This is a genomic window from bacterium, assembly GCA_020440705.1.
In the GTDB taxonomy this organism is placed as follows: Bacteria; Krumholzibacteriota; Krumholzibacteriia; order LZORAL124-64-63; family LZORAL124-64-63; genus JAGRNP01.
On record JAGRNP010000034.1, the window covers coordinates 21,488 to 31,472 of the forward strand.

The 9,985-nt window shown below is 72.9% G+C and carries 11 protein-coding genes; 6 read left to right on the plus strand and 5 right to left on the minus strand.

Annotated features, from left to right (window positions below; all coding sequences use genetic code 11):
- The first annotated feature begins 38 nt into the window (after window positions 1–38).
- The 5 genes from KDM41_07330 (at window position 39) to KDM41_07350 (ending at window position 4,930) form a co-directional block, all read left to right on the plus strand.
- Window positions 39–1,211: a BamA/TamA family outer membrane protein gene (locus tag KDM41_07330; GenBank protein MCB1183228.1), complete on the plus strand. Its 1,173-nt coding sequence runs from the start codon at window positions 39–41 to the stop codon at window positions 1,209–1,211.
- Entirely contained in the window at window positions 1,212–1,865 is a 654-nt protein-coding gene (locus KDM41_07335; protein MCB1183229.1) for a hemolysin III family protein, read from the plus strand.
- 103 nt (window positions 1,866–1,968) lie between these two features.
- Window positions 1,969–3,219, plus strand: coding sequence for an ABC transporter substrate-binding protein (locus KDM41_07340; protein MCB1183230.1), 1,251 nt, complete (start codon window positions 1,969–1,971; stop codon window positions 3,217–3,219).
- Window positions 3,216–3,968, plus strand: a complete 753-nt coding sequence (locus KDM41_07345) for a hypothetical protein (GenBank protein ID MCB1183231.1) — start codon at window positions 3,216–3,218, stop codon at window positions 3,966–3,968. Before KDM41_07340 ends, KDM41_07345 begins: the two co-directional genes overlap by 4 nt.
- Before the next feature lie 170 nt (window positions 3,969–4,138).
- A complete protein-coding gene (locus KDM41_07350; GenBank protein ID MCB1183232.1) occupies window positions 4,139–4,930 on the plus strand; it encodes an ATP-binding cassette domain-containing protein in 792 nt (263 codons plus the stop codon).
- Between the two features lie 29 nt (window positions 4,931–4,959).
- Here KDM41_07350 and KDM41_07355 read toward each other — a convergent pair whose 3' ends face one another.
- The 5 genes from KDM41_07355 to KDM41_07375 all read right to left on the minus strand — a co-directional run bounded on the left by KDM41_07355 (window position 4,960) and on the right by KDM41_07375 (window position 8,541).
- Window positions 4,960–6,663 (minus strand): hypothetical protein, encoded by a 1,704-nt coding sequence (locus tag KDM41_07355; GenBank protein ID MCB1183233.1) that lies wholly within the window; start codon window positions 6,661–6,663, stop codon window positions 4,960–4,962.
- Between the two features lie 26 nt (window positions 6,664–6,689).
- Window positions 6,690–7,094 carry a hypothetical protein gene (locus KDM41_07360; GenBank protein ID MCB1183234.1) on the minus strand — a complete coding sequence of 135 codons (405 nt, stop codon included), beginning with the start codon at window positions 7,092–7,094 and terminating at the stop codon, window positions 6,690–6,692.
- Window positions 7,095–7,111: 17 nt separating this feature from the next.
- Window positions 7,112–7,642 carry a phage tail protein gene (locus tag KDM41_07365; GenBank protein ID MCB1183235.1) on the minus strand — a complete coding sequence of 177 codons (531 nt, stop codon included), beginning with the start codon at window positions 7,640–7,642 and terminating at the stop codon, window positions 7,112–7,114.
- A gap of 96 nt (window positions 7,643–7,738) precedes the next feature.
- Complete coding sequence (locus tag KDM41_07370; protein MCB1183236.1) at window positions 7,739–8,221, minus strand: GNAT family N-acetyltransferase; 483 nt, start codon at window positions 8,219–8,221, stop codon at window positions 7,739–7,741.
- Window positions 8,218–8,541: a hypothetical protein gene (locus tag KDM41_07375; protein ID MCB1183237.1), complete on the minus strand. Its 324-nt coding sequence runs from the start codon at window positions 8,539–8,541 to the stop codon at window positions 8,218–8,220. Before KDM41_07375 ends, KDM41_07370 begins: the two co-directional genes overlap by 4 nt.
- A 208-nt stretch (window positions 8,542–8,749) precedes the next feature.
- On the opposite strand from KDM41_07375, the gene KDM41_07380 reads away from it, so the two are divergent.
- Window positions 8,750–9,985: DUF2723 domain-containing protein (locus KDM41_07380; GenBank protein ID MCB1183238.1), on the plus strand; the 1,236-nt coding region annotated here is incomplete at its 3' end.

Genomic DNA, 9,985 nt, shown 5'->3' on the forward strand with positions numbered 1-9,985 from the left:
CGGAATCCGGAGTCAATCATTCCTGAACGGGGAAGTCAATGCGGGGCAACGTCCGGAACGGTGTGCGGCGCCGGCGGATCGGCGCGGCGGCGGTGGTCGCCGGGCTGCTGCTGGGCGCGGGAGCCGGGGCCGTTCGCAGCCAGGAACAGGCCGGGCCCGCGGCCCGCGAGGGCACCGTCGCGGCGGCCATCGACTCGGCGCGCGCCTCGGGCAGCACCGTCTACCTGCCGGTCCTGGGTTCGACCCCGGACACGGGCTTCATGTTCGGCGCGGTGGCCCTGCGCTTCTTCTATCCCGACCACGACGCGCCCGACCCGCGCCCCTCGGTCTTCAGCCCGACCTTCGTCTACACGGCCAGGAGCCAGATGCTGATCTACCTGGGCGTGGACCTGGTCTGGGACGCCAACCGCAACGAGTTGGAGTTCGTGCCGTCGTACATCGACTTCCCGGACAGCTACTTCGGCATCGGCCGCGACGCCGATCCCGACGCCGACGAGGTCACCTACGACGGCCGCTCCGTGGCCGCCGACCTGCGCTTCGCCCGCGCGGTGCGGGGCGACTGGCGTCTGGGCCTGGACGGGCGGGCGGTGCGGCAGGAAACGGGCAACTTCTCGCCCGCGGGGGCGTCGTCCCTCGGTGGGCTCGCCGGCACCGGCACCTCGACCCTGGTCAAGCTGGGCCCGTCGCTGGCCCTGGACAGCCGCGACAACACGTGGTCGCCGCGGCGCGGCCTGTGGCTGCACGGCGTGTGGCGCTTCGCGGGCAAGGCTCTCGGCAGCGACTACGCCCTGGACGAAGTGGTGGTCGACCTGCGCGGGTACCGGTCCCTCGGGCCGGATCTCATCCTCGCCGGCCAGACCCTGCTGACGCGCCAGACCGGGGCGGTGCCTTTCTGGGCTCTGCCCCGCCTGGGCGGCGACGAGGGCCTGCGCGGCTACCGCGGCGCCCTGTACCGCGACCGCACGTGCGCCCTGGCGCGGGCCGAACTGCGCCGCGACGCCCTGTGGGGACGACTCGGCGGCGTGGTGTTCGCGGGCGTGGGCGACGTGGCGCCCGATCCGTCGGCGCTGACCCTGGCCGGCCGCCTGTGGACGGTGGGCGGCGGCCTCCGCTTCATGATCGACACCCGCGAGCGGGTGAACATCCGGGCCGACGTCGGCTTCGGCAACGGCGACGCCGGCTTCTTCCTTTCCCTCGGTGAGGCCTTCTAGATGAGCGAGAGACTCGAACACGCCAAGTTCTCCACCGGCGAGGAGATCGCCCACGCCGTCACCCACGGCCTGGGCGTGCTGGGCAGCATCGCCGGCCTGGTGCTGCTGATCGTGCGGGCGGCGCCGGCCCACGACGCGCGGCTGATGGTGGCGGTGACGGTCTTCGGCGCCGCCATGGTCATCCTCTACACCGCCTCGACCATGTACCACGCCCTGACGGCCCAGCGGGCGAAGTTCGTCTTCGAGCTGCTCGACCACGCCGCCATCTACCTGCTCATCGGCGGCACGTACACGCCCTTCCTGCTCGTGAGCCTGGGGGGCGGTTGGGGGTGGTCCCTGTTCGGCGTCGTCTGGGGACTGGCCGTGATGGGCATCATCTACGAGGTGGTGTTCCGGCGCCCGTGGCGCTGGGTCTCGCTGGGCTTCTACCTCGTCCTGGGCTGGCTGGCGGTGATCGCGACGCAGCCCTTCAGCCGGGCGCTGCCGCGGGAGGGGCTCTACCTGCTGGGCGCGGGCGGCCTGGCCTACACCCTCGGCGCGGTGTTCTACGCCTGGCGGGCGTTCCCCTACCACCACGCGGTGTGGCACGTGTTCGTGCTGGCCGGGACGGCGTTCCATTTCTTCTGCGTGCTGCGCTTCGTGATCCCTGCCTGACGACCGCGGATTCCGCCTTGCGTTTTCCGGCGGCGGAACTAATTTAGATAAAAAGGTCCAATTAGTTCCGACAGGCCCGAGGGCCGAGCCAGGTGAGGGCGCCATGTCCCCCGTCGCGATCACCCCCGAGATGACCCTCTACGACATCACCGAGAGTTTTCCCGCGACCATCGACGTCTTCGTGGCCAACGGCTTCGCCCACGTGGGCGACCCGCAGAAGCGTGCGCAGCAGGGCCGCCTGGTCACCCTGGCCCAGGCCGTGCAGATGAAGGGCAAGGACCTCGACGCCTTCACGCGCCTGCTCGAGGCCGCGGCGGCCCCGGCGGCGGAGGATGTCACGCTGACGGGCGCCACCGCCGACGAGGACGCCATCTTCCCGAGCACGGGCGACATCCGGGTGGCCGGCCTGCTGCCCTGCCCGGTGCGCATCCCGCTGCTCGAGTCCTTCGCGAAGGTGCAGGCCGACGTCGAGGCCGAGTCCGGCCTGACGGTGGGGGTGAAGCTGGCCGCCGCCTCGGTCGGCGCCGACGTGCTGGAGAAGGGGCTGCGGTCGCTCAACGACGAGGACGACCTGCCCGACATCTTCCTGAGCGCCGGTTTCGAGGCGTTCTTCGACCGCCGCAACATGGCGCGCTTCAAGGACGCCGGCGTGTTCATCGACTGCAGCTGGGACACCCACAACCCCCTGGTGGCCGGGTACGGCCTGAAGGACCCGGACGGCCACTACGCCCTGCTCGGCGTGGTGCCCGCCGTCTTCCTGGTCGACAGGACGCAGCTCGGGGAGGGGGAGGAGGTCCCGCGCACCTGGGCCGAGATCCTGGGCGAACGCTTCCGCGGGAAGATCAGCATGCCGGTGGGCGACTTCGACCTCTTCAACGGCATCCTGCTGACGCTGTGGAAGGAGTTCGGCGACGAGGGCGTGGCCGCCGTGGGGCGCAACCTGCTCGCGGGCATGCACCCGAGCCAGGCCGCGGGCCGCTTCGCGCCCAAGGGCGGCGCCGGGCCCATGGTCTCGGTGATCCCGTACTTCTTCTCGAAGATGGCCCAGTTCAACCCCAACGCCGAGATCGTCTGGCCGCGGGACGGGGCCATCGTCAGCCCGATCTTCATGCTGCTGAAGCGGAGCGCCCCGCCGGCGGCCCGGCGCCTGGCGGAGTTCTTCGCCAGCCGCGAGGTGGGGGAGATCATGGCCCACCGGGGGCTCTTCCCCAGCTGCCACCCCGAGGTGGAGAACAAGGTGCCCGCCGAGGCGCCCCTGATGTGGCTGGGCTGGGACTTCATCCGCGAACACGACCTGGGCGAGCTCATTCCCCGGGTGAACGCCGTCTTCCGGGACGCGGGGGCGCCGGCATGAGATTCGTCACCGTCAGCGGCCCGCCCAGCGCGGGCAAGACCGCCGTCATCGTCAAGACCCTCGAGCACCTGCAGCGCGAGGGCGCGCCGGTGGGCGTCGTGAAGTTCGACTGCCTGTACACCGACGACGACGAGCTCTACCGCAGCCGCGGCATCAAGGTGCGCAAGGGCCTCGCGGGCGCCCTCTGCCCGGACCACTACTTCGTGTCGAACGTCGAGGAGTGCGTGCAGTGGGGCCTGGCCGAGGACCTGAGCGTGCTCGTGAGCGAGAGCGCCGGCCTGTGCAACCGCTGCTCGCCGCACATCCGCGAGATCCTGGCCGTGTGCGTCATCGACAACCTCAGCGGCATCAACACGCCGAGGAAGATCGGGCCCATGCTCAAGGCCGCCGACGTGGTCGTGATCACCAAGGGCGACATCGTCAGTCAGGCCGAGCGCGAGGTCTTCGCGGCGCGGGTGCACGCGGTGAACCCGAAGGCGCGCATCCTGCACGTGAACGGCATCACGGGCCAGGGCAGCTTCGAGCTGAGCACCCTGTGGCGCGATTCGGCCGAGACGGCGACGGTGCAGGGGCAGCGCCTGCGCTTCAGCATGCCGGCCGCGCTGTGCTCGTACTGCCTGGGCGAGACGCGCATCGGGTCGGACTTCCAGATGGGCAACGTGCGCAAGATGGATCTCGGCGCGGGCGGCGACCTGCCGGACGGGGCCAAGACCGACGGCGGACCGCAGGAGCTCGGAGGGATGCCGTGAGCCGCGACCTGCGCACCCTGACCGTGGGCGAACTGCTCACCCGTTGGCCCTTCGCCGACGGGCATCTGGCCGGCAGCAGCCATCCGGACGTGGCCGACAGGCCCGATGTCGTGGTGGGGCATCTGCTCGACACCGACGCCCTGGTCGCCCTCGACGCCTTCATCGGCGAGATGGAGGAATTCCTGGGCACGGCGGAAGAGAAGGTCACCGAGATCGCCATCACCGGCGGCCGGGCCAAGGACGGCTCACCGGAAGCCGTGGCCGCGCTGACCGTCCGCGTCGGCGAGGTCGTGTGCATCGTCGGCCCCACCGGCAGCGGCAAGAGCCGGTTGCTGGCCGACATCGAGTGGGTCGCCCGCGGCGACACGCCCACCGGCCGCCACGTCACCATCAACGGCGCCGTGCCCGACGACCGCTGGCGCTTCGACCCCCAGCACAAGCTCGTGGCCCAGCTCTCGCAGAACATGAACTTCGTCATGGACCTGTCGGTGCGCGAGTTCCTGGCCCTGCACGCCGAGTCGCGGCAGGCCGCCGCGCCCGGGGAAAAGATCGCGCGCATCTGGGAGTGGGCCAACGAGCTGGCCGGCGAACCCTTCGCCCTGGATACCCCGGTGACCAGCCTCTCGGGCGGCCAGTCGCGCGCCCTGATGATCGCCGACACGGCGGTGCTGAGCGCGAGCCCGGTGGTGCTCATCGACGAGATCGAGAACGCGGGCATCGACCGGCGGCAGGCCCTGGAGATCCTCATCCGCGAGGAGAAGATCGTGCTCATGGCGACCCATGATCCGATCCTGGCGCTGATGGGCGACCGGCGCGTGGTGATCGAGGGCGGGGCCATGCGCCGGGTGATCGAGCCCAGCCCGGCCGAGCGCGCCAACCTCGACGAGCTGCGGGCCCTCGACGCGCGGCTGATGGGGCTGCGCGAGCGGCTGCGGCGGGGCGAGCGGCTGGACGAGATCTGAGCGCACCGGGCGGCGCCCGTCCCGCCGGCCTACTTCACCAGCGTCATGCGCCCCCGGGCTTCGTGCTCCGGGGTGTGCAGGCGGTACAGGTACACGCCGGACGCGGCCTGGCGGCCGTGGGCGTCCTTCCCGTCCCACAGGACCTCGTTGCGACCGGCCCGACCGGGGGCCGCGTCCTGCAGAGTGCGCACCAGGCGCCCGGCCACGTCGTAGACGCGCAGGGTGACCGGCGCCGCGGTGGGCAGGTCGAAGGCGATGGTGGTCATCGGGTTGAAGGGGTTGGGCGAGGCGCCGTGCAGGGCGAAGACCCAGGTCGTGCCGGGAACGTCGGTCACGTTGCCGGGGCCGCCCCCGTTCCAGGCCTGGGTGAAGATCTCGTGTTCGTCGCCGGGCGTGGCGGCGAGGTCGCCCGACCAGGTGATCAGCCGCGACCCGAAGTCCGTGTTCTGGGCGATGGCCGGCCGGCCGCCGCCGGGCACCGGTTCGAGGGACGGATCCATGAAGCCGACCAGGAACGCGTCCGGTTCGGCCGGAGCGCCCGCGGCATCGAAGAGGCCACCGACGACCTCGAAATTCCAGGGGGGCGTGGGCCCGATGACCTCGGCCCGCCAGGACACGAACCAGCCACCGTCGAGCGGGTCGACGGCGATGGCGGGGTAGGTCGATTCGGGAATCACCCAGCCTCCGGGAGCCGTGTCGGCCGAGAGGTCGAGGCGGGTGCCGGACCGCGTCCCGTCCGGGTTCAGGCGCTGGCCGTAGACGGCGCGGGGCGTGCCGTCGTTGTGGAGCCCGTCCCAGACACAGACCAGTTCGCCGGTGCCCTCGGCCCACACGAGATCGGGGTGGCGGGCGGTGTAGACGTCGTCGAAGGTGGTGCCCATCTCGCTCACCAGGACGCCCACCCCGTCGGGCACGTCGGCCGAGATGCCGTACATGAAGATCTCCGGCGTGTGCACGCCGTCGTCGACGATGTCGCCCTCGAAGGCCACGAACCAGCGGTCGGTGCCGGGCCGGACCGCGACGGACGGCGCCAGCGCGTCGTTGCCGGCGGCGTCGGGGCCGGCGTAGGAGATGCGGAAGTCGTTGGCGCCGGTCTCGGCACCCGCACCGCCGGCCACGAGCTGCCCGTAGATCTCGAAGCGGCCGTTGCCCAGCAGGCCCGTGTCGTCGTCGCCGGCCCAGACGACCACGTAGGCGTCCAGGTCGGGGTGCCAGGCCACGTCCGGCGTGACGGCGTCGAACGCGGGGTCGGCGTCGCCGGCGCCCATGTCGCTCAGCCGGACGGGGGCGCCGAGCAGGTCGCCGTCCGAACCGACCAGGCGGCCGAGGATCTCATAGGCGCCGGGGTGGGCGCCGTCACCCGACCACACGACGAGGAAGCGGCCGCGGCCGGGGTCGGCGGCCACGGCCGGCTGGCGGTGGTCCGAGCCGGGAGCCCCGTCCGGGCTGATGCGGAAGGGCGCACCGAAGGGCGTGCCGCCGGCGCCGGTCAGCACCTGGCCCCAGATGTGGAAGTCGCCGTCGGTCTCGTCGGCCGACCAGACGGCGAGATAGCGCTGGCTCGAGCCCTCGTAGGCCACCGCAGGCGTGAAGGCGTCGGTGGCGGTCGTGCCGGGGGCGCCCGTGTGGCTGATCTGCTGGTCGTCGGGCCCGATCTCGTCGGCCAGGGCGGCACCGGCTCCCAGGACGAGCAGCAGGGCGATCAAGAGGCGGAGGCGGGTCACGGCGGACATGGGCGGCCTTCCGGATGGGGGACGCATCAGACGATGCGGGTGAACACGGCCTCGAGTTCCCGGCACCGACCGTCCGGACCGACGGCCGAAAAGCCGATCGCCTCGCAGTCGAGTTCGTCGGCGTGCAGGCGGTAGTCGCCGCCGGGTGTCGCGGGATCGTCCGGGCGGACGAGCAGCGACATCTGCTCGGTGGTCGGGGCGCCGCGGCGACCGGGCCGGCGGCGGCTGTTCACGGCGGTGACGAGCGCCCCGTGGCGGGTGCCGTCGGGAGCGACGAGGGTGATCCTCCGGCCGGCGAGCGGGGCCAGCACGGCGGCGTCGATCGCGGCGACGTCGAGCCGGCGGCGCACCGGGCCGGCGAGGCCGAACCCGAGCCCGGTCGCGGCGGCCAGGCCGCCGAGCGTCCCCACGAACTGGCGTCGTGTCATCATGGTCGGGCCGCCTTTCGTCAGCTGCGCGAGGGGTAGATGCCCACCAGGGCGATGACGAAGTTCATCACGAGGCTCGGCGGCATGTTGTAGACCGGCTGGACGCCGCCCGCCGGATCGATCTGCACGCTGCCGGCGGCCATGGTCGCGCCGCCGCTGCCGGCGTAGGGCTGCATCGGCTCCTCCGTCCGGGCGACGAAGGCGCCGGTGGGGTCGCTGCGGTCGCCCTCGGTCGTGGCGCACGCCAGGTGGGCGCCGTGGGTGTGATTCGGCATCTGGTCGGTGGTCAGGACGTTGTACTCGATTCCGAGAACCTCGCCGACCGTGCGTGGGCTCAGGCCCGGACCCGACCCCCGGTGCATCGGGGCGCGGCCCCGCAGGTCCGGCAGGGCGAAGTTGGTCGTCCCGTTGCCGCCGTAGTAGGTGCCGATCAGCGAGAACAGGGCCGAATTCTGGGCGATGGACAGCAGCTGGCCGTCGCAGAAGGCCCAGCCCGTCGGGGCGAAGTTGAAGCCGACGATCTTGATCTCACCGATGAACGGATCGGACATGGCGGGGCGCTCCTTGGACGGGATGACGGGCTCGGGCCACGTCCCCGCGAGGCCGAGAGACGTGACGGCCTGATTGTACCACAAAAAGAGTCCGGTTTACGAGAGAGGATCGCAGGCCAGCAGATCGTACATCTCGCCGGTCTCGACGACGCGGAAGCCGAGGCGCTCGTAGAGGCGGCGGGCGGGATTCGTGCGTTCGACGTGGATCCGCACGGCCAGACCCGCGGCGGCCGCCTCGGCCAGGATGTCGGCCATGATGCGGCCGCCGAGGCCCTGGCCGCGTTCGGCCGCGAGCAGCGCGATGTCGACGACCCGGATCTCGCCGTCGAGCCGGGCCCGGTAGAGGCGCCCGACGGGCCGGCCGGCGCGCTCGATGACCAGGAACGCGCAGCCCGGATAGTGGGCGCGGTAGTGGGCGTCCTGGGCGGCGAACTGGCTGCGGCAGAAGGCCAGCTTCGCGTCGGCGGACCAGCCGGTGACGGCCAGCTCGTCGGCGCGCGCTTCGGCGTAGACCCGCTCGAGGAAGGGGCGGTCGGCCGCCGTGGCCGGGCGCAGGGTGAAGGAGGCCGGCGCGCTCATCCGAAGACGGCCTCGTAGACCGGGGCGGGGCCCGCGGCCATGATCCGGGTCAGGAAGAGCCCCGCAAACGGCGTCTCGGGATGGTCGAGGTCGTGCATGCCCTGGGTGAGGACCGGTTCGGTGGGACCGGTGAAGCGCAGGGAGAAGGGGCGGTCGGCTCCCGACGCGTCGGCCGGATCGCGGCGGCCCGGTTCGGCCGCGACCAGGCGCAACTCGACATCGGGGCCGGCGTCGTGGCGCCGGACGAACACGCGGCCGACGAGGGTGCGAGCGGTGGCGAGGGTCAGGGTGGCCAGATCGAGGGGGTCGGGCGCGGTCATGGGTCCTCCGGTGGTGGGCGTCACGATGGCCGGCGCGGCGGCGCCCCGGACCGTCCCGTCATGGTATCGCCGGTGGCGGGGAAGTCCAGCCCCGACGCGGCCCACGCCGGCGCCCGCACCCCGGCCCCACCGGTTGACCTCCCGGTCCGATGTGCGATGATGACGGCTGCCGACGCCGCGCCCACCCCGCATCCGCCGGACGGAGACGATGCCTGCCCCGAGCCCCGACGCCCGCAAGCCCGGTGATCCGGCGTTCCCGTCCGGTCGCCGCGCCGATGCGCTCGGCTTCGTGCTCGGCGCCGGACCCTTCCTGGCCTGGGCCTGGCGCCACGCCGCGCCGGGCCTGACCTTCCACGACAGCGGGGAATTCGCCCTCGCCGCCGACTGCTGGGGCGTCCCCCACCCGCCCGGCGCCCCCACCTGGGTGCTGCTGGCCGGGATCTTCCGCCACCTCGGCCCCTGGACCGACGCCGCCCGCGCCACCAACCTCTTCTCGGGCCTGCTGGGGGCGGTCACCGTCGGGCTCGCGGTCGTGGTCGTGCGGCGGGCGCTCGCGGGCGGTGACGACGACCGGGGTCCCGCGCCGCTGCTGGGCGGCCTCGCGGCGGGGGCGATCCTGGCCGGCTGCCGGGCCTTCCTCGACCAGGCGGTGGTCACCGAGCAGTACACCCTGCTGACGGCCCTCGGTCTGGCGGTCGTGCTGGCGGCCGGCGATCTGGCGGCTGCGGCGGCGCGGGGGCGACCGGCGGCCCGGCATCCGCTGCTGCTCGGCCTGCTGTGGGGACTCGCCTGCGGCAACCACCTCAGCCAGCTCGTGCTCGGCGCCGTCGTGGTCGGCGCCGTGCTGGCGGCCGGCCGGCCGACGGGCCGGGGGCGACTGGTGGCCCTGGTCGCCGCCGGCTTCGGCCTGGGCAGCCTCGTCTTCGTCGCCATGATGCTGCGGGCCCGCACGAACCCGGCGCTGGACTGGGGGCACGTGGCCGATCCCGGCCGGCTCGTCTGGGCGCTGGCCCGCCGGGGCTGGGAGACGCGCTCCCTGGGCGAGGTGCCCGACGGGTTCTTCGCGGCCTGGTTGCGGACCCTGGCCCCGTGGCGCCAGCTCGGCCCCCTCGCCCTGGCGTGCGCCGTGGCGGGGATGGGGCTCCTGGTCCGCGAGCGACGCCGCACGTGGGCGTGGGGCGGGGCGGCCGTGGTCGCCTACGCCGTCGGCATCGCGGTGGCCACCGGGCGCCAGGTGGGCATCGGCCTCGACTACATCCGGCACTACGGCGTGGCCGACTGGCACCTGCCCCTGTACGTGGCCGCGGCCATCGCCGGGGGATGGGGTGTCGGTCGGCTGCTCGGGCGCGGCGGCCCCGGGCGGGGCTCGTGCCCGGCCCTGGCGGTCGGCGTGCTGCTGGTGGGGGCGCTGCTCGCGGCCGGATGGTCCGCCCGCCGGGAGGCG